Source organism: Rhodospirillaceae bacterium, from assembly GCA_016722635.1.
Classification (GTDB): domain Bacteria; phylum Pseudomonadota; class Alphaproteobacteria; order JAEUKQ01; family JAEUKQ01; genus JAEUKQ01.
In genome coordinates, this window is the sequence record JADKIX010000004.1 from 1 (window position 1) to 21455 (window position 21455).

General features: G+C 42.1%; 26 protein-coding genes, 4 tRNA genes, 3 rRNA genes and 3 pseudogenes. 22 read left to right on the forward strand and 14 right to left on the reverse strand.

Translation table 11 applies throughout. The features are described from left to right. The 4 genes from IPP67_02950 to IPP67_02965 all read left to right on the forward strand — a co-directional run. The coding region (locus IPP67_02950; protein ID MBL0338152.1) for a hypothetical protein at positions 1–142 on the forward strand (142 nt) is incomplete at its 5' end. 47 nt (positions 143–189) lie between these two features. Continuing rightward, positions 190–453: a hypothetical protein gene (locus tag IPP67_02955; GenBank protein MBL0338153.1), complete on the forward strand. Its 264-nt coding sequence runs from the start codon at positions 190–192 to the stop codon at positions 451–453. 4 nt (positions 454–457) lie between these two features. Continuing rightward, entirely contained in the window at positions 458–802 is a 345-nt protein-coding gene (locus tag IPP67_02960) for a hypothetical protein (GenBank protein ID MBL0338154.1), read from the forward strand. Positions 803–815: 13 nt separating this feature from the next. Beyond that, positions 816–974, forward strand: a complete 159-nt coding sequence (locus IPP67_02965; protein MBL0338155.1) for a hypothetical protein — start codon at positions 816–818, stop codon at positions 972–974. Here IPP67_02965 and IPP67_02970 read toward each other — a convergent pair. Beyond that, positions 964–1119 (reverse strand): hypothetical protein, encoded by a 156-nt coding sequence (locus IPP67_02970; protein MBL0338156.1) that lies wholly within the window; start codon positions 1117–1119, stop codon positions 964–966. The genes IPP67_02965 and IPP67_02970 overlap by 11 nt on opposite strands. On the opposite strand from IPP67_02970, the gene IPP67_02975 reads away from it, so the two are divergent. The 14 genes and pseudogenes from IPP67_02975 to IPP67_03040 all read left to right on the forward strand — a co-directional run bounded on the left by IPP67_02975 (position 1114) and on the right by IPP67_03040 (position 10525). Continuing rightward, a complete protein-coding gene (locus tag IPP67_02975; protein ID MBL0338157.1) occupies positions 1114–1317 on the forward strand; it encodes a hypothetical protein in 204 nt (67 codons plus the stop codon). The genes IPP67_02970 and IPP67_02975 overlap by 6 nt on opposite strands. After that, a complete protein-coding gene (locus IPP67_02980; protein MBL0338158.1) occupies positions 1278–1547 on the forward strand; it encodes a hypothetical protein in 270 nt (89 codons plus the stop codon). The genes IPP67_02975 and IPP67_02980 overlap by 40 nt, the downstream gene beginning before the upstream one ends. Next, the gene (locus tag IPP67_02985) at positions 1468–1734 is read left to right on the forward strand and encodes a hypothetical protein (protein ID MBL0338159.1); all 267 of its coding nucleotides are present in this window, start codon (positions 1468–1470) and stop codon (positions 1732–1734) included. The genes IPP67_02980 and IPP67_02985 overlap by 80 nt, the downstream gene beginning before the upstream one ends. Continuing rightward, positions 1731–2081: a hypothetical protein gene (locus tag IPP67_02990; protein MBL0338160.1), complete on the forward strand. Its 351-nt coding sequence runs from the start codon at positions 1731–1733 to the stop codon at positions 2079–2081. The genes IPP67_02985 and IPP67_02990 overlap by 4 nt, the downstream gene beginning before the upstream one ends. A gap of 65 nt (positions 2082–2146) precedes the next feature. Next, a pseudogene (locus tag IPP67_02995) lies at positions 2147–2430 on the forward strand (acetyl-CoA carboxylase biotin carboxyl carrier protein subunit). A gap of 11 nt (positions 2431–2441) precedes the next feature. Next, positions 2442–3395 (forward strand): annotated as a pseudogene (locus tag IPP67_03000) (hydroxymethylglutaryl-CoA lyase). Positions 3396–3783: 388 nt separating this feature from the next. Continuing rightward, positions 3784–5276 (forward strand): 16S ribosomal RNA (locus IPP67_03005). A 247-nt stretch (positions 5277–5523) separates the two neighbouring features. Beyond that, a tRNA-Ile gene (locus tag IPP67_03010) sits at positions 5524–5600 on the forward strand. A gap of 12 nt (positions 5601–5612) precedes the next feature. Continuing rightward, entirely contained in the window at positions 5613–6149 is a 537-nt protein-coding gene (locus IPP67_03015) for a hypothetical protein (GenBank protein MBL0338161.1), read from the forward strand. Between the two features lie 113 nt (positions 6150–6262). After that, complete coding sequence (locus IPP67_03020; GenBank protein MBL0338162.1) at positions 6263–6532, forward strand: hypothetical protein; 270 nt, start codon at positions 6263–6265, stop codon at positions 6530–6532. A gap of 201 nt (positions 6533–6733) precedes the next feature. Continuing rightward, positions 6734–6809: transfer RNA gene (locus IPP67_03025), tRNA-Ala, on the forward strand. A 571-nt stretch (positions 6810–7380) separates the two neighbouring features. Next, a 23S ribosomal RNA gene (locus IPP67_03030) occupies positions 7381–10152 on the forward strand. 113 nt (positions 10153–10265) lie between these two features. Next, positions 10266–10380: ribosomal RNA gene (rrf, locus tag IPP67_03035) — 5S ribosomal RNA — on the forward strand. Positions 10381–10448: 68 nt separating this feature from the next. After that, positions 10449–10525 (forward strand) — tRNA-Met (locus IPP67_03040). Between the two features lie 835 nt (positions 10526–11360). On the opposite strand, the gene IPP67_03045 is transcribed toward IPP67_03040, so the two are convergent. The 7 genes from IPP67_03045 to IPP67_03075 form a co-directional block, all read right to left on the reverse strand. Continuing rightward, on the reverse strand, positions 11361–12077 hold the full coding sequence (locus IPP67_03045) for an MFS transporter (GenBank protein MBL0338163.1): 717 nt from the start codon (positions 12075–12077) through the stop codon (positions 11361–11363). Beyond that, positions 12059–12601: an ATP-grasp domain-containing protein gene (locus tag IPP67_03050; protein ID MBL0338164.1), complete on the reverse strand. Its 543-nt coding sequence runs from the start codon at positions 12599–12601 to the stop codon at positions 12059–12061. Before IPP67_03050 ends, IPP67_03045 begins: the two co-directional genes overlap by 19 nt. A 60-nt stretch (positions 12602–12661) precedes the next feature. Next, complete coding sequence (locus tag IPP67_03055; protein MBL0338165.1) at positions 12662–13306, reverse strand: hypothetical protein; 645 nt, start codon at positions 13304–13306, stop codon at positions 12662–12664. Positions 13307–13346: 40 nt separating this feature from the next. Further along, entirely contained in the window at positions 13347–13793 is a 447-nt protein-coding gene (locus tag IPP67_03060) for a hypothetical protein (GenBank protein ID MBL0338166.1), read from the reverse strand. After that, on the reverse strand, positions 13759–13998 hold the full coding sequence (locus IPP67_03065; GenBank protein MBL0338167.1) for an HAD hydrolase-like protein: 240 nt from the start codon (positions 13996–13998) through the stop codon (positions 13759–13761). Before IPP67_03065 ends, IPP67_03060 begins: the two co-directional genes overlap by 35 nt. A 324-nt stretch (positions 13999–14322) precedes the next feature. Next, a complete protein-coding gene (locus IPP67_03070; protein MBL0338168.1) occupies positions 14323–14634 on the reverse strand; it encodes a CDP-alcohol phosphatidyltransferase family protein in 312 nt (103 codons plus the stop codon). Positions 14635–14682: 48 nt separating this feature from the next. After that, positions 14683–15117, reverse strand: coding sequence for an aminotransferase class I/II-fold pyridoxal phosphate-dependent enzyme (locus IPP67_03075; protein ID MBL0338169.1), 435 nt, complete (start codon positions 15115–15117; stop codon positions 14683–14685). A 55-nt stretch (positions 15118–15172) separates the two neighbouring features. Here IPP67_03075 and IPP67_03080 point away from each other — a divergent pair. After that, positions 15173–15249 (forward strand) — tRNA-Met (locus IPP67_03080). Between the two features lie 175 nt (positions 15250–15424). Then, a pseudogene (locus IPP67_03085) lies at positions 15425–16895 on the forward strand (NCS1 family nucleobase:cation symporter-1). A gap of 212 nt (positions 16896–17107) precedes the next feature. Here IPP67_03085 and IPP67_03090 read toward each other — a convergent pair. From IPP67_03090 to IPP67_03110, 5 genes are all read right to left on the reverse strand, one after another. After that, entirely contained in the window at positions 17108–17365 is a 258-nt protein-coding gene (locus tag IPP67_03090) for a hypothetical protein (GenBank protein MBL0338170.1), read from the reverse strand. 50 nt (positions 17366–17415) lie between these two features. Beyond that, positions 17416–17721: a CDP-alcohol phosphatidyltransferase family protein gene (locus IPP67_03095; GenBank protein MBL0338171.1), complete on the reverse strand. Its 306-nt coding sequence runs from the start codon at positions 17719–17721 to the stop codon at positions 17416–17418. Then, on the reverse strand, positions 17718–18311 hold the full coding sequence (locus IPP67_03100; GenBank protein ID MBL0338172.1) for a TetR/AcrR family transcriptional regulator: 594 nt from the start codon (positions 18309–18311) through the stop codon (positions 17718–17720). The genes IPP67_03095 and IPP67_03100 overlap by 4 nt, the downstream gene beginning before the upstream one ends. A gap of 189 nt (positions 18312–18500) precedes the next feature. Further along, a complete protein-coding gene (locus IPP67_03105) occupies positions 18501–18932 on the reverse strand; it encodes a GNAT family N-acetyltransferase (protein MBL0338173.1) in 432 nt (143 codons plus the stop codon). Further along, positions 18917–19099: a hypothetical protein gene (locus tag IPP67_03110; GenBank protein MBL0338174.1), complete on the reverse strand. Its 183-nt coding sequence runs from the start codon at positions 19097–19099 to the stop codon at positions 18917–18919. Before IPP67_03110 ends, IPP67_03105 begins: the two co-directional genes overlap by 16 nt. Positions 19100–19205: 106 nt before the next feature. Between IPP67_03110 and IPP67_03115 the strand changes: the two genes are divergently transcribed. Both IPP67_03115 and IPP67_03120 read left to right on the forward strand, forming a co-directional pair. Next, positions 19206–19937, forward strand: a complete 732-nt coding sequence (locus IPP67_03115; protein MBL0338175.1) for a DMT family transporter — start codon at positions 19206–19208, stop codon at positions 19935–19937. Between the two features lie 285 nt (positions 19938–20222). Then, complete coding sequence (locus tag IPP67_03120; GenBank protein MBL0338176.1) at positions 20223–20456, forward strand: DUF1272 domain-containing protein; 234 nt, start codon at positions 20223–20225, stop codon at positions 20454–20456. A gap of 791 nt (positions 20457–21247) precedes the next feature. Here IPP67_03120 and IPP67_03125 read toward each other — a convergent pair. After that, the coding region (locus IPP67_03125; GenBank protein MBL0338177.1) for a hypothetical protein at positions 21248–21455 on the reverse strand (208 nt) is incomplete at its 5' end.

A 21455-nucleotide genomic window follows, 5' to 3' on the forward strand; every position in this document is an offset into this window, starting at 1 on the left:
GGTTGGATTAATCGCTGCTTGTGATATTGCGGTGGCCAGCCATTCGGCAATTTTTGTTTGTCTGGAGGCAATTGGGGTTATTCCTGCCGTTATTTCGCCTTATGTGATTAAAGCAATCGGGGAAAGGCAGGCGGGTCGTTAGGTTTTAACGGCGAAACGTTTGATGCCAGAACAGCGCAACAAATTGGCTTGATCCATGCTATTGTCCAACCGGCTGATCTGGATTTGGAAATTGAAAAAATTTTCAGTCTTTATTGCAAGGGCGCCCTTAGCGCAACGGGAAGCCAAAAACTAGTCCACGAAGTGTCGGGTCAACCAATTAATATGGCCCTTATCCGTAATACTGCCGAACGAATCGCCCGCCGCCGTGTGTCCGTTGAAGGACAAGAAGGTATCAACGCCTTCCTTAAAAAAATGCCGCCGTCTTGGCAAAAAACAAAGAATAAGGAATAAAGCCATGTTCCAAAAGATATTGATTGCCAACCGGGGGGAAATTGCCTGTCGTATTATGGAAACAGCCCGGCGGTTAAATATTCGCACAGTTGCTATTTATTCGGATGCTGATAAATCCGCCAAACATACCCAAATGGCAGATGAAGCTTATAGGGTCGGGGCAACAGCCGCCCAACAAAGCTACTTAAAAATTGAAAATATTATTGATGTCTTGCGCGGTGTGGGGAGAGGCCGTTCATCCAGGATATGGTTTTTATCTGAAAATGCCAATTTTGCTGAAGCAGCAACAAGCCAAGCGTATGTTATAGGATCCCTGCATCCGCTATCCGTGCGATGGGTTCAAAATTGAAGCAAAGAAGCTGATGGAAGCTGCAGGGTGCTTATTTTACCCGGTCACCACCGGGCGGATCAGCAGGATGATAAAATTTATTGCAAGCTGCCCAGAGAATTGGATTCCCGTTTTAATCAAGGCGGCAGCTGGTGGTGGCGGTAAGGGGATGCGCCGGTTGATCAGTCGCTGAGTTTTATGGCCGCCTTAGCTTCGGCAAGAAGGGAAGCGAAGGTCGCTTTTGGCGATGAAGCCGTGTTGGTTGAAAAATATTTATTTGCTATCACCCCGTCATATTGAGATCCGCGTTTGCCGACCAACAGGGCAATATCGTGCATCTCTTTGAACGGGAATGTTCCATCCAAAGGCGGCATCAAAAAGTCATTGAAGAAGCCCCCTCAGTCTTGGTGACTCCTAAACTTCGCCAAGAGATGGGACAGGTTGCAATCAATGCGGCAAAAGCAGCGATTATCAGGGCGCTGGTACGGTTGAGTTTATTGTTGATCAACAGGGTCGATTTTATTTTATGGAAATGAATACCAGGTTGCAAGTTGAACATCGGGTCACTGAGAAAATTACCGGTCAAGATTTGGTAGAGTGGCAATTATTAGTTGCAAGCGGCAAACCTTTGCCCTTATCCCAAAAAGAACTAAAAATTTACGGCCATTCTATTCAAGCGCGCATATATGCAGAAGATCCAGATCGTGATTTCCTGCCTTTCAAGCGGGCATGTCCATCATCTGCAATTACCCAAAGCAGCAGCTGAACATATTTTAGTTGATTGCGCGATTCGTCCGGGCGATGATGTGACCATCCATTATGATCCGATGATGATGAAAATGGTCAGTTGGGCGGAAGACCGCGGAAGGGCAATCAAGAATTTATCTACCGCTTTATCAGAGACCATTGTTTTAGGGGTAACCAATAATATTCATTTTTACAGGCCGTATTGAACCACCCTGCCTTTGTTAAGGGTACTATCGATACCCATTTTATTCAGACCTATCAACAAGATTTGCTGCCTAAACCATCAACGTCTTTGCAAGAAAAATTGGCATTGGCTGCAACGCACGATTTCTTGAAAAAACGGCAAAATCAGGCTATCTCTTCTCCCTGGTATAATGATCATAATTGGCGTATGAATTATATCCAAGCGGAAACCTTATCTTTTAAAGGTCAAGATCAAGAAACCCAAGTCTATGTGGAGAAAAAGAGGGATAAATCTTTGCTTTGGGCTATCCATATAAATCAGCAGGTATTTGAAGTAGGGATAGTATCGGAAACCAAACAAACCTGGTGATCGAATTTGCCAATGATCGATGGAATATACCGACTTATTGGAACCAGCAAGAATTTCATACCACTATGGATAGTAAAAATTATAAGCTTACCTATATAGATCCTTTGAAGGTAGTGGCTGCAGACGAAGTGGGCGTTATAACGAAATTAACCGCGCCCATGCCAGGTAAAATTTCACAGATTTTTGTTAAGGTTGGCGATCAGGTTGAAAAATCCACCCTCTATTGGTGTTAGAAGCAATGAAAATGGAACATACAATTCGGGCGCCAGCGGAGGGGAAGATTGCCCAAATTTTATGCCAGACAGGGCAATTCGTTCAAGAAAATAGCTCTTTAATCAAATTTGAATAAAGGAATGGATCATGTCATTCCAACTAACCGGCCAACTAACCGGCCAACTAACAAATTTTCCTAAAAAAGTTAAAATTGTTGAGGTGGGTGCCAGAGATGGGTTGCAAAATGAACCCAATATTTTAGACGTAAAAACCAAAGTTGAGTTGATTAACCGCTTGGCACAGGCGGGCCTCCAACATATTGAAGCCGGGGCATTTGTTTCCCCTAAAAAAATTCCGCAAATGGCCGATTCTTCCGAAGTGTTTGCAGGGATTGATCGCATAAAAAGTGTTACATACACAGGCTTGGTGCCAAACCTGATGGGGTTTGAGGCTGCACTAGCTGCCAAAGCAGATGAAGTTGCCATATTTGCGGCTGCTTCAGAAACGTTTTCAAAGCGTAATATTAATTGCACAATTGACGAAAGTTTTGAACGTTTTGCACCGGTTATGCACGCTGCCAAACAGGCAAAAATTCCTGTTAGAGGATATTTGTCTTGTGTTCTAGGTTGTCCCTATGAAGGAAAAATTTCTGTTCAAAAAGTCGCGGTGTTATCAAAAAATTATGGGATATAGGATGTCATGAAATTTCCTTGGGTGATACTATTGGGGTGGGTGTTGTTTCAGAAACCTATGCGTTAATCGACGCGGTTAGGGCGGTCAGTCCCAATTGAAAAAATAGCGGTGCACTTCCATGACACTTATGGGCAAGCGCTTGCCAACATTATAGTCGCATTACAGATGGGGGTTACGGTAGTTGACAGCTCGGTTGCAGGGCTCGGCGGCTGTCCGTATGCTGTTGGGGCAAGTGGGAATGTGTCGACGGAGGATGTCGTTTATGGATTAAATAGGATGGGGATCCAAACAGGAATTAACCTTGATTGGCTGGTATCTGTGGGGCAATGGATCAGCAAAATTTGTAAGCGGCCTAATTCATCAAAAGCGGGCGTTGCGATCGCATCGAAACAATTAAAGAAAGATTAATGCTTTTCTGTAGTATCTTGAAGAAATCTACCATTTAAAAGAATCTATAAATTGTTATAGAAAATAGTTGACAATCAGTGGCGTAGTTTATAAAGTCCCTGAGCTGTTTAAAATAGCCGGATGATCGATTGGCTGCTTTAAACGAAGTTTTTAGCCGGTTTGGCGTGTTGTATGACAAGTGAGTAGAGGAGAGAGAGAAGGGATAGGAGGGAGGTGGAGTGAGTGGGGGGATAGGGGTATCTTTTAACTCTTTGAAGATAGAAATGAGCGCTAGCGTTTAGGCATGTTGAGGGTGAGAGCCTTTGATATGTTTGGACGAGAGACGTTTGAGGAAGGTTTGAATTAAATTGGGCTCTGATTTGCAGTTTAGGCTGTGGATCGAGTAAGTTAAACTGAGAGTTTGATCCTGGCTCAGAACGAACGCTGGCGGCACGCTTAACACATGCAAGTCGAACGGATGGTAGCAATATCATTAGTGGCGAACGGGTGAGTACAAAGTAGGAACCTGCCCTTGGGTAGGGGATAACTATGGGAAACTATAGCTAATACCCTATAAGCCCTTTGGGGGAAAGATATATTGCCGAAGGAAGGGCCTACGTCGGATTAGGTAGTTGGTAGGGTAAAAGCCTACCAAGCCTGAGATCCGTAGCTGGTCTGAGAGGACGATCAGCCACACTGGGACTGAGACACGGCCCAGACTCCTACGGGAGGCAGCAGTGGGGAATATTGGACAATGGGGGCAACCCTGATCCAGCGATGCCGCGTGAGTGATGAAGGCCTTCGGGTTGTAAGCTCTTTTGCACGCGACGATGATGACGGTAGCGTGAGAATAAGCCCCGGCTAACTCTGTGCCAGCAGCCGCGGTAATACGAGAGGTGCGAGCGTTGTTCGGAATGACTGGGCGTAAAGGGCGCGTAGGTGGCTCTACAAGTCAGATGTGAAAGGCCTAGGCTTAACCTGGGGATGGCATTTGAGACTGTAAAGCTAGAGTCCGGGAGAGGATAGCGGAATTCCTAGTGTAGAGGTGAAATTCGTAGATATTAGGAAGAACACCGGTGGCGAAGGCGGCTATCTGGACGACAACTGACGCTGAGGCGCGAAAGCGTGGGGAGCAAACAGGATTAGATACCCTGGTAGTCCACGCCGTAAACGATGAGTGCTAGACGTTGGAAGGTTTACCTTTCAGTGTCGCAGCTAACGCATGAAGCACTCCGCCTGGGGAGTACGGTCGCAAGATTAAAACTCAAAGGAATTGACGGGGGCCCGCACAAGCGGTGGAGTATGTGGTTTAATTCGACGCAACGCGAAGAACCTTACCAGCTCTTGACATGGGAAGTATGGGTCACAGAAATGAGATCCTTCAGTTCGGCTGGCTTCCACACAGGTGCTGCATGGCTGTCGTCAGCTCGTGTCGTGAGATGTTGGTGTTAAGTCCCGCAACGAGCGCAACCCCATGTTCAGTTGCCATCAGGTTAAGCTGGGCACTTTGAACAAACTGCCGGTGATAAGCCGGAGGAAGGCGGGGATGACGTCAAGTCCTCATGGCCCTTACGGGCTGGGCTACACACGTACTACAATGGTGGTGACAGAGGGACGCAATAGGGCAACCTGGAGCAAATCCTCAAAAGCCGTCTCAGTTCAGATTGTTCTCTGCAACTCGAGAGCATGAAGTTGGAATCGCTAGTAATCGCTAATCAGCAGGTAGCGGAGAATACGTTCCCTGGGCCTTGTACACACCGCCCGTCACACCATGGGAGTTGGTTCTACCTGAAGCTGGTGTTGCTAACCGCAAGGAGGCAGCCAACCACGGTAGGGTCAGTGACTGGGGTGAAGTCGTAACAAGGTAGCCGTAGGGGAACCTGCGGCTGGATCACCTCCTTTCTAAGGATGTTAACCAGCAATGGTTAACCCAACCTTACATAATATACTACTAATTCATACCCTATCTTCAACCCCACACCCAACCCACCTCCCTCCCATCCCTTCTCCGCACATCCTTAAAACCCAGAATAATTTCATGATTTTTATAGACTGGCTGTTAAGCGCGATATTTGGTTAAAGCCACTTGTTGTGCCTTCAATTAGTTGTAAGATATATGAAAAATAGTGACCTTAACGGGGCTTTCCTTGGGCTTGTAGCTCAGTTGGTTAGAGCGCGCGCTTGATAAGCGTGAGGTCGGAAGTTCAAGTCTTCCCAGGCCCACCAAAAGATGTTTTAATGAAACTATGGACAATCTTATTATTAGGTGAGGATATGATGATAAACAGGAAGTTATTTTTAGTGTTAAGCAGTTCGTTGTTTATGTTATGGACGGGCTACTCGATGGCTGCGTGTACAACAAGAGAGGAAGTTGAGGCGAAATCGTCTATGGCCTATGATGGCTTATATTCTTTACCAGAGGAGATAGCGAAAGAAAAAGAATATGAGGCGCTTGGTGGCGAAGCGTTTGATTTATTTCTTGACGAGGACTATTCTGGAGCCTGTCAATTATATGATCAGATGATTCAGAAAATTCAGGAGTTGAAAGCTTCTGGAAAAATCTGCACCAGTGAGCAAGTACTTGAAAAGATTGACATAATATTTAATATTGCTTCCCAGCTGAATAATCTGCCTGCTGCACAGGTCGCAAAATTTAGTGCCAGAATTGATCAAGCAGGTAAGTTAATACGTGAAAATAAGAATGTCGAGGGTTGCGCTTTATATGATGACATCATAAAAGATGCAGCCGCTTTGGGAATTAAGCCAAGTAAATAGGTGCTTACATCTTCGATGCTGTGACAAAATGCAGCGTTATCTAAAGATCGAAATTGAAGTAAAGTTGACCTGATTCAAGTTTAAACATGTTAAGATTTATCTGGAGAGAATAAATGAAAAAGATTGTTGCATTATCGGTCGCTTTTTTTATGGCTGGCGCTTCGATGGTTTCTGCTCAAGCAGCTTGCACCGCACAGGATGCGGTTAGTAAGTTGACAACGGTGACGTCGGCTATGTCGGCAAATAAAATCCCTACGGATAAGATTGGAGAAGCTTCTACAAAGCTCAATGAAGCAGGTGGGCTGTTAGGTAAGGGTGACTATGCAGGTGCATGCGCCATTTATGATAAATTGATCAGTGATTACAAATTGGCAACGAAGTAAGATTTATATAGCTGTTGTTTTAGTTGAAACTGCCTGCCTAAAAGCAGGCAGTTTCGTTAAAACCACTTAAAGTTTTGTTTTTCTTGAAAACAAATATGTTACTTTATTTAGTACGGTTGTTTTATCCATTTTGGTAAATATTGACTGTTAATTTAAAATAGTTATATCAGGTAAACTGGGTCGTTTGCAGTTGGCTCTTAGGGGGCTGTAGCTCAGTTGGGAGAGCGCCTGCTTTGCAAGCAGGAGGTCATCGGTTCGATCCCGTTCAGCTCCACCAAATTTCCACTTTATGTAGGTAGAGCTTTACCAATATAATGTGGTGGTAAGGTGGTTTTATCGGGGAAAAATCGTTAAAGTTTCAGAGCTGTTAATTTTTATTCTTCCTGCTTGATTAAAGCAGAAAAACGATGTGCGGAGCAGGGAACGTTTTTTGCCGGCATGTTTTCAACATGTTTTTGTTTTCCGGCAAATTGTTATATGACAGGTGAGAGAGGAAGGAATGTTAGGGGTTAGCTGTAGCTATTGCTGTGGGACGTGAGTCTTGTGGTGATGGGGATGGTTAGCCAGGCTGGCTGAGGGGAGTTGGTATAACTTAGTTGGCGAAGTTTATGTTGATGGTGTGGCCTTAAGGGTTGCAGATTGATGTGGGCGAAGGTGACAGACCGGAATACGTGAAGTATAGAAAAGAAGGTTAACCTTGGCTATTGCTGGCTATTGCTTGGGCTTAGGCTTGATAGAGGAATTTAGCTGGCTGAGAGTTTACGAAGAAGAAAGAAATGAGTTGAGGGATTAAGTGTGACTGTTTTGAATTGAGCGGGGAGTGATCTCTGTGCGAGGAGAAGCGGTTGCGATCAAGCGCGAATAAGAGCATTTGGTGGATGCCTTGGCACTAAGAGGCGAAGAAGGACGTGATACGCTGCGATAAGCTACGGGGAGGTGCGAATGACCAGTGATCCGTGGATGTCCGAATGGGGAACCCAACCCTTAGGGGTTATCACAAACTGAATACATAGGTTTGTGAAGCGAACCCGGTGAACTGAAACATCTCAGTAACTGGAGGAAAAGAAATCAACCGAGACTCCGCGAGTAGTGGCGAGCGAAAGCGGAAGAGGCCAGTGGTTATAATGTAAGAACCGGAAATGTCTGGAAAGGCAAGCGAGAAAGGGTGATAGCCCCGTACGGGTAGAAAGCAATATAATCCTTGAGTAAGGCGGGACACGTGAAATCCTGTTTGAACATGGGGGGACCACCCTCCAAGCCTAAGTACTCCTTAGTGACCGATAGTGAACAAGTACCGTGAGGGAAAGGTGAAAAGCACCCCGATGAGGGGAATGAAATAGACCTGAAACCGAATGCTTACAAGCAGTAGGAGCCATCATGACCTTCGGGTTGTGTGTGGTGACTGCGTACCTTTGTATAATGGGTCAGCGAGTTAGTCTCACGAGCGAGCTTAAGCCGATAGGTGTAGGCGTAGCGAAAGCGAGTCTGAATAGGGCGATAGTTCGTGGGATTAGACCCGAAACCAAGTGATCTAGCCATGGGCAGGTTGAAGGATGGGTAACACTATCTGGAGGACCGAACCCACGTCTGTTGAAAAAGACGGGGATGACCTGTGGTTAGGGGTGAAAGGCTAATCAAACTTGGAAATAGCTGGTTCTCCGCGATATCTATTTAGGTAGAGCGTTGATGGATTACCACTGGGGGTAGAGCACTGGATGGGCTAGGGGAGCGCGAGCTTTACCAAACCTAACCAAACTCCGAATACCGGTGAGTAGAAGTCAATAGGCAGACCATGGGTGCTAAGGTCCGTGGTCGTGAGGGGAAGAGCCCAGACCGCCATCTAAGGTCCCTAAATCATGGCTAAGTTGGAAAGGATGTGGGAAGACCAAGACAATCAGGAAGTTGGCTTAGAAGCAGCCATCTTTTAAAGAAAGCGTAATAGCTCACTGATCTAGAAAAGTCGTCCTGCGCCGAAAATGTATCGGGGATTAAGCCATGTACCGAAGCTGCGGGTTTGTGAAACACGGGAGTGTCCACAAGCGGTAGCGGAGCGTTCCGTAGGCCTGTGAAGGTGTTCCGTGAGGAATGCTGGAGGTATCGGAAGTGAGAATGCTGACACGAGTAGCGATAAAAAGTGTGAGAAACACTTTCGCCGTAAGTCCAAGGGTTCCTGCGCAAGGTTAATCCGCGCAGGGTGAGCCGGTCCCTAAGGTGAGGCCGACAGGCGTAATCGATGGGAACCTGGTTAATATTCCAGGGCCTGCTAGAAGTGACGGATGCTGTAAATTGTTCTTGCCGGATGGAAGTGGTGAGGGCTGTGAAGGTGTCCCAGGAAATAACTCTAGCGTATAGACCGTACCCCAAACCGACACAGGTGGACTGGTAGAGTATACCAAGGCGCTTGAGAGAATGATGTTGAAGGAACTCGGCAAATTGCCCTTGTAACTTCGGAAGAAGAGGGCCCTATTTGTGGGCAACCATGAATAGGGGGGCACATAATTGGGGGTAGCGACTGTTTAACAAAAACACAGGACTCTGCGAAGCCGGAAGGCGACGTATAGGGTCTGACGCCTGCCCGGTGCCGGAAGGTTAAGAGGAGGAGTGCAAGCTCTGAATTGAAGCCCCGGTAAACGGCGGCCGTAACTATAACGGTCCTAAGGTAGCGAAATTCCTTGTCGGGTAAGTTCCGACCTGCACGAATGGCGTAACGACTTCCCCACTGTCTCCAACATCAACTCAGCGAAACTGGATTCTTCGTGAAGATACGGAGTACCCGCGGCTAGACGGAAAGACCCCATGCACCTTTACTATAGCTTTGCAGTGGTATTAGGGAAGAGATGTGTAGGATAGGCGGGAGCCGATGAAGCGCTGGCGCTAGCTAGTGTGGAGGCGCCCTTGAAATACCGCCCTTTTGTTCTCTGATATCTAACCGAGCCTCAAAAACGGGGGCCGGGACCCTGCATGGTGGGTAGTTTGACTGGGGCGGTCGCCTCCCAAAAGGTAACGGAGGCGCGCGATGGTGGGCTCAGGTTGGTCGGAAATCAACCGCTGAGTGTAATGGCACAAGCCCGCCTGACTGCGAGACTGACAAGTCGAGCAGAGACGAAAGTCGGCCATAGTGATCCGGTGGTTCTGAGTGGAAGGGCCATCGCTCAACGAATAAAAGGTACGCTGGGGATAACAGGCTGATCTCCCCCAAGAGTCCATATCGACGGGGAGGTTTGGCACCTCGATGTCGGCTCATCACATCCTGGGGCTGGAGCAGGTCCCAAGGGTATGGCTGTTCGCCATTTAAAGTGGTACGTGAGCTGGGTTCAGAACGTCGTGAGACAGTTCCGGTCCCTATCTACCGTGGGTGTTTGGAGAATTGAGAGGATCTGTCCCTAGTACGAGAGGACTGGGATGGACGTACCTCTGGTGTATCGGTTGTCGCGCCAGCGGCATCGCCGAGTAGCTAAGTACGGACGGGATAACTGCTGAACGCATCTAAGCGGGAAACCCACCTCGAAATAAGTTCTCCCTATGAAGGCCGTGGTAGACCACCACGTTAATAGGCCGGAAGTGGAAGTGCCGTAAGGCATGTAGCTAACCGGTACTAATCGCCTCATTGGCTTATCGCATCTTTGCTGATCCGCGCACAGAGATCAAACTCTGTTGGATCAAGGAAAAACAGTGACACGGATACCCCAACTTCTTATCTGTTCTATACTTCACGCATGATGTGTTGACGAAACCTGGTGGTTATAGCGAGGAGCCTACACCCGATCCCATCCCGAACTCGGCCGTGAAAATCCTCCGCGCCCATGGTACTGTGTCTTAAGGCACGGGAGAGTCGGTCGCTGCCAGGTCCCGTCAACACATCATATCCTCTCTCACCTCCATATAATCCCCACACACCCCAACACACATACCCTAACGCGGGGTGGAGCAGCCCGGTAGCTCGTCAGGCTCATAACCTGAAGGCCGCAGGTTCAAATCCTGCCCCCGCAACCATCTAAAAATATCCCCATTTTATACATAATCCTCAAGCAACCATCTTCAGTCGTTGCTACTAGGAACAGGGTTTCTTATTGGTAAAGCCTGGATTTCAGAAACTTACTTTAATTTTAATCAATCTACTTAATTACCGCATAACAATAATTTGAATGAATGATATTCTAAGAGGAGGTTGAATTGCTACGAGCAAATAGCCTTGGTTGATATAAAATGACAAATAAAGCCATTGATGAGGAAGTAAGGGCTGTATAAAAAATTAAATTTGATAAAGATGATATATTACCAAATTGAGCTAGTAATAGCCCAGAAAAGGGCATAGCTGCTAATACAGCAGCAACAAAACCCTATGGTTTTTCCTACATCATTAACAGGAATGAATTCTAATCTTTTGTTCTTAACCATACAGTAAAACCGTTACGTCCTGCCATAAACAATGAAAATAAAATGATAAATGAATATACTGAGGTGACTAATCCTATTAAGAGAGCACTGATAACCAAAATAAGTCCACTAAAGACTGTAAGCAGATTTAAACTTGTTTTTTTTAAAATTAATGACAAGGTCCACAGACAGACCAGGCTAACAATTGCAGCAACTGATAAAGTAATAGCAACATAATCTTTTCTACATTAAAATATCTACAATGAGAGCGGGCATAGTTGCTAAATACAACCCTTCTACAATATTAAGGCATATTGTTAAAAGAATTATACATTTTAATGCGCGACTCTTATAAATAATACTAAATCCTTGTAATAAATTGCGTAGTTGAGCCTTTGGTTTATTTTGCAACTGATTTGTGGAATCTTCATTATTATTGGGAAAGAATTTTCTAAGTAAAAAAGGAATTAAGAAAGAAAATACTTGTACATATAACAATAATTAGTTCGAAAGATATTCTCGATATCAAAATTGTTCCTATAGCTGGCCCTAAGATTGAAGAGAGTTGAATAATAATTTGAGCTCTTGCTTGCAAAATTGGAACTTGGTTTGCATGTGTTTTTTTAGTTGCTATTAATCGCTCTAGCGCCAGCCATGAGTGTGCACTGACAAGAGCTAAAAAACCAGCCACCGTTACCATTACTAAGTAATTATCAGAAACAAAAAATATGCTAAATGACAACACTGCTCTAATATATTCAACAAAAATTAATTGATATTTTAAGCTATAGCGATCGATCAGAAAACCCAGAAATGGAAGAAAAATAACTCTCGGAGTCCATTCAATAAAAAAAGCTAACCCAGAAAGAGTAATATTTTTTGTTTTAATATAAATAATTAAAGGTACAAGATAAAATATAACTTGTTCACATAACAAAGATAAAAAGCGAATTGTTAAGAACGGGCTTAGTTCATCTCTTTTTAACCAAGTCATTTTTAGCTTTCTTATAGAGTTAGAATTTGAGTTAATGCTAAATAAAAGGTCTTTAGAATTGCATTTTATGACTAACAATGTTTTTCGTAAAAATAATGGTGTATTACCAGTTTTTCCTTTGATTAAATCAAAAAATGACAGTAAATATTCTTCTTTTAGACCGTTTCTTGCCAATCAAATCTTATTTTCTTAGTAGCTTGCTCCGCAAGTTGTGCAGCTTCTTGAACTGAATTTGCTGAAGTAATAATATGAGCCACTCTATCCCTATTAGAACCATTACTAATATAATTATCTCCTAAGGTTCGGTATATTTTTACTTCATGAACCCAGGGCAGTGATTTGACTTCTTCAAGACCTTGAATGTCTATTAGTTTGCCTTTATTAGGAGTCGGTATAAAACGTATAGCGGCTCCTTTGTTATGCTTTTTTACTAAAGGTCTTTTCTTTCCAAGTAGAGCCAAAATATTTGCTTCTATCATATCAGCGCCATAAGCTAATTTAATAAGTTCTGGGATGCGGTCTCCGGCAATTCGAGGATTAATTTCAATAATACGTGGGCCATTACGACCGGCACGAACTTCTACATGAGCTGCACCCCACGTTAATCCTATCTTTTTCAAAGCCTTAATAACTATCTTAGAAATCTGATCAGCCAGATCCACGGAAATATCTGCCGGAAAATCATGCCCTATTTCCACAAAAATATGGGGAGTCCAAGATGTTTTTAGTTATTCCGATGATCAAACTATCCATGATTTCTACAGAAAATTCCATCCATCAATATATTCTTCAATCAAAATAGAGGGTTCTAAAGTTATATGCATATAAGAGCCAAGCCCAAAAATTAAATCCGCTTGCTCCTTAACCTCCCCAGCATTCTTACATAAACGCACAAAAGCGCTTCCTGTTAAGCTGGTGGGTTTAACAACAACCGGATAATGAATCTCATCGGAAGCTTTAACCGCTTCATTTGTTGAAGTCACTGTTCTATTTTTTGGGTTCACGTCAGAAAATTCATTAAGGATTTTGCGCATAGAGCTTTTCGTCCGACAAACGGCCACGGATTCCGGGTTTGGCCCTGGAAGGCCTAGCTTCTTAGCTGCTTGTGCTGCTACCAGTGTGGAATATTCATAAACTGATCCAACTGCATATAAATCAAAGTTCTTTTTAAGGTCGCTACAACAATCAATCACTTCTTGTAAACTAGAAGTATTACAAGTGATTATCTTGGCGTCTAATTCTTTATAAGCTTCCTGAATAACCGTAGGTAGGTTTTGTGAGTCAGCTAACAAAATAATTGGTTTTATATCTAAATTATTAAGAATTTTCACCGCTGCTTCGCCTGCTCCAGTTCTAGGAGATCCCACTAAGACCGCAATTTTCTGTTTAGAGTTGTTAACCATTTTTATCTTTCCTTCACACCTGAACAATAGGCCTCTTTTATTATAATAGTTCTGGATTGATATCATCAAACCTTTTATAGAATTGGGTCGGCTTACATAAACCTTCAAATTTGTTGTTCCATTCTCCGATTCCAATAAACTCTAACTTAAGATTGTTCGCTACCTTTGCATCCCATACACCGTCACCAATAGAAATGATCCGCTCAAATTGGGTATCACCAAATTTTTTTTTGGATCGTTCTATCGCGTTTAAAACAATCTCTTCACGAGTTAAATATTCACTGGCAGATGATAAAAGTGTTTGATTGATTTTTTTATTTAGAAAATTGAGTTTCTCACAGGCAATTAAACGCATGGCGCCAGTGGCAAATGCAAAAGCAAATTTTTCTTGCTTGCTATTAACCATGTCTAAAAATTCGTGCCCCGGTAATTTGGCTAACTTTATAATTTGGTCAATTATTAATGTAAAATTGATGTAACAAAACATCAAACTTTTTTACTTCTTCAGGTAAAGCTTGTCTATTGAAATTCTGCAAAAATAATTCATGCAAAATCCATGAGTCGGTATGATGTTTATAAGAACCCCAATTTTTATTTATATAAGAAAAATTAAAATTCTCTAAAGCTTGTAACAAAGCATTTTGATGAGCATTAACTGTATCTAGGAGAGTTCCATCGATATCAAAAATAATTAATGTTTTCTCTGAATCTTTCTTTTCATACGTATAAAGTGCGGAAGCCTACAAGAATATAATAGGCAGATAAACAAATAATTAATCCAACCAGACCCTTCAAAGCCCAACCCTTAAGTTTAGGTATCTGTATGGGGGCCACTTGAAGTAAAGTAACAAGGATGATTGTCACTAATAAAATTATTTCTAAAACGTTAGAGTAATTTTTTAATAAAAAATTATACTAACAATAATAGGACAGTGAAAATAGGTAATCCTTGAAAGAGCCGCTTTCAGTTAAACCAAACACATTATAATTGGCTAACCTTATAGCACCGGACATAATTAATAAACATGCCGGTAATAAATACCATATAGGCAACCGTACCAGCTGCCAATAACTAAAGTTGGTCCCATTCCACTATGGATAAGATCAGCTAAAGAATCAAGTTGGCCGCCTATGGCAGATGATTGTGATGTGCGATTTTCTGTCGTTCTAGCAATAATCCCGTCAAATATATCACATAGGACAGCTAAGAATAAGGCTGCAAGGCCTAATGTCGCATAACCTATTATTGACAGATAAATACCTGTTAGGCCTAAACATAGACCTAATAATGTGCAGAGGTTTGCTAAATCTTTTATGTGTTTAAGCATGACTTAATTATCTACTACACTCTTCAATTATTTTTTTCATCGAATTTACTACTTTAAGATTTTCATCAGGGGTTCTGCTGCTAGCAATTCTGAGCCATTGCCGGAGTCTGTTAAAGATTTTCCTGAACAATCTTTAACTAATATTTTATGATCAATTAATAGCTTTTCTGTCATTTGTTTTGCAGTGCCTATTGAATTGGCCAAATGACAGAAAATATAGTTTGTAACCGTTGGAAAAACCTTTAGTTCCGGAATTGCCTGTAGATGTTGGTGTAATAAATCAGTATTATTTCTAACAGTTAAACAGCTGGCTTTATATTCTTTCTGATAACTTGGCAAATTCCGTATAAATTCTTCTCCAAACCCATTAATGTTCCATATAGGCAGTTTGTTACGCATAAGTGCCATAAAATCTAGATTAGAGGTTAATAAATAACCTAATCGAATTCCTCCAATTCCATATGTTTTACTTAAGCTTTTCACAATAACTAGATTATTAAACGATGTAACATATTTAGTTAAACTTTGCTGCTCGGGGCGCGGGGTGGAGCAGCCCGGTAGCTCGTCAGGCTCATAACCTGAAGGCCGCAGGTTCAAATCCTGCCCCCGCAACCAAACTTATTTTTATGTCATTATTCAAAATAATTTTATTGACTCTTTCAAAATAATTTTGAAATGGAAACTCATTTTTAAATTTTTTTCCATATTAAATTGACAAGGTTGTGGGTTCCACTTACTACTGAGTCTGGAATCAATATTAACTGATATCACTTCCAGTGGAATATTTCTAATGTCTCAATTTCCTGAACAAAATTCCTCTCTTTATAATCAAGATTTAGCACCCATTCCTGCCGATAAGCGGACATGGAATACTTTCAATTATGCGGCCCTGTGGATTAGCATGAGCTTATGCATTCCAACCTACATGATGGCCAGTTCCTTGATTGGTGGTGGCATGAATTGGTGGCAAGCCATTCTTACGGTTTTTTTAGGAAATGTGATTGTCTTAATTCCCATGATTTTAAATGGTAAGGCCGGTGCAAAATACGGCATTCCTTTTCCCGTACTTGCAAGGTCGAGTTTTGGTGTTAAGGGAGCTAATATTCCTGCTATGCTGCGCCATCGTTGCGTGTGGCTGGTTTGGTATCCAAACCTGGATAGGGGATTTGCCACTTATCAAATGCTCCGCTTATGGATTCCTTCACTTGAAACATTGCCACCAATTTTCCCTGATTCTTTTGGATTGCCGACAGGACCAGCCATTTGTTTCTTGTTATTTTGGCTGCTTAACATGTTGATTGTTTTTCTGGGGGTTGAAAGCATTCGCAAATTATTGGTTGTTAAAGCCATATTTTTACCCCTGGCCGCATTAGCATTATTATTTTGGGCAATTGATGCTGGCAACGGTTTGGGTCCGATTTTAAATCAGCCTTCCAAATTTGCTTCCAATGCGGAGTTCTTTAACTTCTTTTTCCGGCGTTAACAGGGATGGTTGGTTTCTGGCCACTCTATCGCTCAATATCCCTGATTTCACCCGCTATGCTAAAAGCCAGAAAGCACAAATGCTAGGCCAAGCTATTGGCTTGCCACCAGCCATGACTTTATTTGCCTTTATTGGCGTGGTCGTTACGTCGGCCACGGTTATCATCTATGGTGATGCTATTTGGGACCCGATAGTTTTAACAAGTAAATTCAGTAGCAAGATATTAATTAGTGTAGCCATGATCGCCATCGCCATTTCAACATTAGCCACTAATATTGCAGCCAACATTGTAAGCCCAGCCAATGATTTTTCCAATCTTGCCCCATCAAAGATTAATTTTAAACTGGGTGGATTGATTACGGGGATCATAGGCATTTTGATTATGCCTTGGAAATTGATTGCGGATCCTAGCGGCTATATCTTTACCTGGCTGGTGGGTTATTCTGCTTTATTGGGGCCTATTGGCGGTATTATGATCGCTGATTATTATTTTGTTCGTAAGCAGCAGTTAAATGTTGAAGCCTTGTATCAACATCAGGGGCAATATACCTTTCATAAGGGATTTAACTATCGGGCAATCATTGCACTGGTGTTAGGGATATTGCCTAATGTTCCAGGGTTTTTAACAACGATCCAATTGATACCAGCGGATGCTGTACCTTACTGGGTTTCTGACTTCTATAACTATTCTTGGTTTGTGGGTTTTGTTATTTCTGGAATCAGTTATATGGTAATGATGCAGAAAAATAATCATTCTCTGAGCAGGGTTGACGCATAACATTGCCTTATTGACGTGTTGTTTTAATAACCTGTTATTCGGCTCAACCAATAGAGACAGACTGTAGGTACAACCTATTTATCCCGTATTAGGGGATTAATAGCATATCCAGGGTTAAGACATCAAGGGTAGGGGGTGTTTTTATGCATTCATCGCTCAATATTGGCCTGCATTTATATATTGAACTAGAGTATTAGTTACTTGTTGAATAGCTAAGTAATATGATGAGAGACCATGGCGTAGCGTTTTCGTAAGGCATGCCAGAAACTGTGAATATCATGGGCCCAACTTGGCAATATGATGAGTATTAATAAAACATCCATACAGGCAATAACGCCAAAAATAGCCATCAAATGCCAAGCAATCCCCACATTACCATATAGCATAATTTCACCGACTCCAATTCCTAAGCCCAACCCATATAATTTAGCGCTATAGGCATGGGTACAAGCTTCATTAAATTTTAGCAAACTGAAAACATAAATTATTAATTCTAAAGCTAATAATAAAACTATGGCGGTCAGGTTTGTGTCAATAACAACGGGTACATCAAATGCGCGCTGCCCAAGCAAGACAACCAGAAGACTAAATCGCATTGGCTGTCCAATCGGCGCAGCAAAGGGGTTGCCACCCCAAGGCGTCTGGCAATGATTCCATCAATGATATCGCTGAATAATCCTAGCCCCATCAAAACGGCGCAGAGGAGAGCAGCGTTCGCTTTCATAAAGTACGCAGCGGCTAAAATCAGGAAAGCAAATGCAAAGCGCAACCCTACCAAAGCCATGGGCAAATGACGCAAAATTGATTTTAAACAAGCTGTTTTCATGGCTTCATCCCTTTAATGTAAGTTTCAATGAAAGTAGCAACTAAGGTTTGTGGGCTTTCAGCTTCAATCGCTGCAAATTTTCCTGTTTGGGATAATAAATACATGCCATGCAAGCTGGCCCATAAAATACGGGCATGCCGATAATTATCCAGATGGTCGCCCAAAAAACTTTGGATAACTTTCTCAAGTAAGTCGAATAAAGCTATAATTTTTTGTTGGTACCAAGCGGGGGCTTGGCCATCAGCAGGTCTTATATAGCTTAACAAAGCTTGCCACAGGGCAAAATTTCGCTGCCCATATTCCAAATATAAGATTGCTAGTTGCTTTAATCGATTGATCCCTTGATATTCCTGGGTCAGATTTTGTTGAATATATTTAAGCAATCCATCCAGGGTTTCGCCGTGGATATGTAAGCGCAAATCATCAAAATCTTCAAAGACATTATATAAAGTACCAATCGTATAGCCAATTTCCGAAGCAACGTGACGGGCAGTTAGATTTTTATATCCGCCTTCAACAATTAAATTCCTGCCAGCGGCAATTGCCAGTTTTTTTAGTTGTTCGCGGGTATGATCAGCACGACGGGCCATGGTCTATCCTTAATTGAACTTAGTTCATCATAAGATGATACAAAATAATAATCAATGTTCAAAATAATATTTTCTGAAATGGCTAATATTTAACAAGATAAAGAATGTTATTAAGACAAATCTGGTGGGGATTTTAATATGGGGAAAAAAGAGATCGAGAGAAAAGATTTTAGCAGTAGGTTTCTAATGTTATTTTTCCGCTAAAAAACCTTCCAGCTTTTTTTTAACACTTGGCCATTCCGGTTGGATAATACTGAAATAAACTACATTAATATATTCGCCATCAGCCATTCTAGCTACCCAGCGCAATTCCCCTTCTTTTTTAGCGCCAATTCGCAGAATTGCTTTTTGGGAGCGTTCGTTAATGGATAGCGTTTTCAGGGCTACGCGAACAAATCTTAAAGTTTCAAAACAATGTGTTAGCAGTAAATATTTACATTCCGTATTAACGCGACTGCGCATGACTTCTGATGCAATTGATGTCCAACCAATTTCTAAAGACTTATTTTCTAAGGAAATATCACCCAAGCGGGTGGTGCCAACAACTTTGTCCAAGCGCTTATCAAAAATGATAAAAGGAATAATCTCCCTCTTTTCAACCCCAGCTAAGGCGACTTCCATATATTTTTTAAATCTTCTTTGTTTTTTACTTTATCAACGCGGTATTTCCAGATATCTTGCCACCTGTTATTATCAACAAGTGCTTCATAAAGCCCGTCCAAATGGCTGATACTCATGGGTGTTAACTTAACACGTAAGCCTTCAAGGGTAACTGGGGATATAATCATCAATTAATCTCTATTTGAATAAGGAAGTAACTATTACAACTTATTAGTGAATTTTATAAAAAATCTTCCTCAAGTAGAAGCGGTTTTTAGCAGGTTGCCAGGATAATTGGCTTGTATCAAGAATTTTATATGTAAAGAAAATAGCCATTATGCGTCAGATATTTTAAAACTATTACTATTGGCAGCTATCTGGGGGGGATCTTTCATATTTATGCGGGTAATATCCCCCGTATTAGGTGCTATCATTACGACCAATTCCAGGCTGTTAATCGGCGGTATGGTTTTATTAATATATTACTTTTTTGCCAAAATACCTATTGGATGGCGGGATAATTGGAAGCAATATTTGATTATCGGCCTTGTTAATTCCGCGTTACCTTTTTCGCTCTATGCTTACGCTCTTTTACATATCCCCGCATCATACGCGGTGGTTTTGAATACGACGACACCGCTTTTTGCCGCCCTATTTGCTTGGATATGGTTGGGGGAGGGGATGACCTTAAAGAAAGTAACTGGTTTTATCGTTGCTGCAGCTGGGGTAGCCCTGGTTGTTAATATAGGTTCGCCCGAAGTGGATGGGGATTTCCTGTTAGCGGTATTGGCTTGCTTGGCAGCCACCTCCTGTTACGCATTGGCAGGTGTTTACGTCAAAAAATTTGCCGGGCATATCAAACCACTGGGGATAGCTGCTGGCAGTCAATTATTAGCAGCACTGGTGCTGTTGCCTATCTCTGTAACACAGGAAATTAGCGGAATGATTGATACACATGTCATCATTAATCTTTTAGGGCTTGCCTTATTGTCAAGTGCGTTGGCCTATGTACCTTTTTCCAATTAATTGCTAATATTGGCCCAACACGTGCCATGACGGTTGCCTATTTAATGCCTGTTTTTGGCATGTTATGGGCAAGCTTTTTTAAATGAAGTGATTACACTGCCAAATGATTGCAGGAACGGCGTTGGTGATTTCTGGGATTTGGTTAGTGGTGCAAAAAGCTGTTAAGAAATAGGCTTGATTGCAGTATAAATGTTATTACCGTTTGATTAGATATTTGATTCTTTAACAAAATGGCGGCTCGTCAGCATAAGAATTTACCATAATATAAGAATGGGTTGCAGTATTATGCTAGAAATACGTCCAAATTGTGAATGTTGTAATAAAGACCTTTCGCCTGCTTCCGAAGAGGCCATGATTTGTACGTTTGAGTGTACTTTCTGTAGATTATGTGCCCAGGATAAATTTCATATGACTTGCCCAAATTGTGGGGGTAATCTGGTAGATCGACCAATTCGTCCCAGTCATTTATTAAATAAATATCCTGCTTCTACCAAGAGAGTTGTTAAAAATTATCCATAATTAAGATTGGAATTGGACAGCCCGCATGGATAAAGATCCTAGTTCCATTCCTTCATAGGAAAAAGACAATATATCTTGTCGGTCACTAGCCCCTAATTGTAAAACAGGAACGTCAGCTTTAGGATAAAGATGTTTGAGAATCGACCAAGTCCCATGATCTAGTCCCCAACTGGTATCTGGTTCCGCAAGAAAGGGGCGTAGCGACTGAATAACTTCATCGGCAATTGCTAACGAACCGCAGCCGGATATTGCACATCATACAAGACCTGGGAAAATCCATAAAAATCATGGATTGTGGGGGGTTTAAGAATTTTTAAAACCTTCGTGCCGATCGTTTTCAAAGGGGTGGAGATGCAAAAGATGGTTTTTGGTTTAGGGATATTTTGGGCAGCTTGGCAAAGGGAAATCGACAAGGGGTTTTGATGAATAACATTCCTAGGTAACCCATGGCCAAAAAATATAACTGGTGTTTTTGAGGGTTTTATCCAGTTTCATAATGCCCTTGGGTAATCCTTTTGTTTAGCCAATTTTTGTTTAGTGAGTCTGTCTGCAGCGATCCAGGTAATAAAGCAAAATTTTTCCCCAGTATAAGCGATTAGTTTTTTCATCAAACGAAATATTATCCCATGATCACCAAAAAATACCATATTTATAATAAAAAGGAAAAATAGGCAAACAAACATCGATTGACAAAAGTAATTTTAATCAACTGCTTGAGCGTTTCTGTTAAAGGTATCATTTTAACCAATTTATAGAATTGGGATCAGACAGTGTCTGATTATTGCGGCAACTCAACTGTGTACATGTGTTAATTTTTTAGGCATATTTCTGGCATCTTCAACTTCCCATGCTTCTAAAGACCATTCTTTCTTCGCAATTTCATTGATTTTAAGCGCTGCTTTAGTGTTTGCTATGATCGATGGTATATCGCAGCATTTGGCTGGTAAATATCCTGCTTTCAAGTCATCTGGATGCGATATGGTTTTTAGTGCAATCGTT

Coding starts and splice junctions, on each gene's coding strand:
- IPP67_02960 (MBL0338154.1), top strand. CDS start 458: ATGTTCCAAAAGATATTGATTGCCAACCGGGGGGAAATTGCCTGTCGT.
- IPP67_02965 (MBL0338155.1), top strand. CDS start 816: ATGGAAGCTGCAGGGTGCTTATTTTACCCGGTCACCACCGGGCGGATC.
- IPP67_02970 (MBL0338156.1), bottom strand. CDS start 1,119: ATGCACGATATTGCCCTGTTGGTCGGCAAACGCGGATCTCAATATGAC.
- IPP67_02985 (MBL0338159.1), top strand. CDS start 1,468: ATGCAGAAGATCCAGATCGTGATTTCCTGCCTTTCAAGCGGGCATGTC.
- IPP67_03015 (MBL0338161.1), top strand. CDS start 5,613: ATGAAACTATGGACAATCTTATTATTAGGTGAGGATATGATGATAAAC.
- IPP67_03020 (MBL0338162.1), top strand. CDS start 6,263: ATGAAAAAGATTGTTGCATTATCGGTCGCTTTTTTTATGGCTGGCGCT.
- IPP67_03055 (MBL0338165.1), bottom strand. CDS start 13,306: ATGGTTAACAACTCTAAACAGAAAATTGCGGTCTTAGTGGGATCTCCT.
- IPP67_03060 (MBL0338166.1), bottom strand. CDS start 13,793: ATGTTTTGTTACATCAATTTTACATTAATAATTGACCAAATTATAAAG.
- IPP67_03070 (MBL0338168.1), bottom strand. CDS start 14,634: ATGCTTAAACACATAAAAGATTTAGCAAACCTCTGCACATTATTAGGT.
- IPP67_03095 (MBL0338171.1), bottom strand. CDS start 17,721: ATGAAAACAGCTTGTTTAAAATCAATTTTGCGTCATTTGCCCATGGCT.
- IPP67_03100 (MBL0338172.1), bottom strand. CDS start 18,311: ATGGCCCGTCGTGCTGATCATACCCGCGAACAACTAAAAAAACTGGCA.
- IPP67_03105 (MBL0338173.1), bottom strand. CDS start 18,932: ATGGAAGTCGCCTTAGCTGGGGTTGAAAAGAGGGAGATTATTCCTTTT.
- IPP67_03110 (MBL0338174.1), bottom strand. CDS start 19,099: ATGATTATATCCCCAGTTACCCTTGAAGGCTTACGTGTTAAGTTAACA.
- IPP67_03120 (MBL0338176.1), top strand. CDS start 20,223: ATGCTAGAAATACGTCCAAATTGTGAATGTTGTAATAAAGACCTTTCG.